Raw genomic sequence first — 1,328 nt, 5'->3', positions numbered from 1 at the left:
ATCCGTCATTGTTCTTAGAAGTGGTCTGAAATCCTGCGAATAAGCGAGCATTTGTGAGTAAATAGAATCTAACTGAGGGAGTACGATGATACTATGCAATAGAAAAATGATCTTCAACAATCAGGCGCAATTCTGTAATAAGAATTGCGCCCTTTCTTGTGTGCCCGGCATGTCTAACAACTTGGTGGTGAAAGTCCACTACAGACTTGGTAGTAGGAACTGTTAGCGGAAGGCAAGGGTGTCCATCGTGAGATGGAATCTGAAGGAAGCCGGAAGCAAAATCCTGAGGTGACGAACAGAAATTGGATATAAGGCTGAATAGAGAAGGATAAGTCTGCAAGACAAGATGAAGTCCAATACTACCCAAATCTCTTACAGTAAATCCAGCACCTATATGGGAGGAAAGTGGTTAGACTTACCCGGGGAGGTCTTACAAGGGTTCCCGACAAGAGGGAAGGAATTTCCCACAGGAACAATCATGACAGTGATGGCATGATGAATTGTAAGAAGTCAGCCGAAGCCATAGTAGTCCAAAAAGAGGATGAAGGGCTGAACAATAGTAATCTTGGAAGCCGTGGAGGTGAGAGAAATGCAACAACCACAGACAACATCGAAAGATGGCTATCTACAAGAGAATAGGATGGAATCCGAAGGTATAGTAGAAGTGTGTAGTATTTCTCACGGTGAAACGGAAGGAAGAGATGGTGTGAGTCATCTGATCAATAAAGTAGCCAGTCGCTCAAACTTGAACCAAGCTTATAAAAAGGTGAAGGCTAATAAGGGAGCTCCTGGAGTTGATGGAATGACTGTGAATGAATTGTTTGCTTATCTCGTTCTAAACAAAGAAGAACTTATAGAACAGATAAAAACAGGTTCATATGAACCACAACCCGTCAAACGTGTGGAAATACCAAAACCGGATGGATCAAAAAGAAAACTTGGCGTACCAACTGTACGTGATCGACTTATTCAACAAGCGATTCTTCAAGTGATCGAGAAGAAAATAGATCCGACGTTTTCGGATAGTAGTTTTGGTTTTAGACCTAATCGTAGTGCTCACGACGCAATGAATTGCGCGAAAGAATACTATAAACAAGGATATCGAACAGTAGTAGATATCGATATGAAACAATATTTCGATACGGTTAATCATGACAAACTCATGTTTCATTTGGAAGAGCATATTAAGGATAAAATCATCCTTACACTTATACGGAAATTCCTAAGGAGTGGTGTGTCTATAAATGGAACAATTGTCCCTACTGAAATTGGTGTGCCACAAGGCGGGAATATTTCACCGATTTTGAGTAATCTCTTCGATCAATTTG

The 1,328-nt window shown here is 40.9% G+C and carries 1 protein-coding gene; it reads left to right on the top strand.

Annotated features, from left to right (window positions below; translation table 11 throughout):
- Positions 1 to 589 precede the first annotated feature (589 nt).
- The coding region (locus tag CEF18_RS14930) for a reverse transcriptase domain-containing protein (RefSeq protein ID WP_263053811.1) at positions 590 to 1,328 on the top strand (739 nt) is incomplete at its 3' end.

Origin of the sequence: Salipaludibacillus neizhouensis (genome assembly GCF_002886185.1) — a bacterium.
In the GTDB taxonomy this organism is placed as follows: Bacteria; Bacillota; Bacilli; order Bacillales; family Salisediminibacteriaceae; genus Salipaludibacillus; species Salipaludibacillus neizhouensis.
Note: the sequence above shows the minus strand (reverse complement) of the source record. Positions and strands in the feature narration are given on the sequence as shown.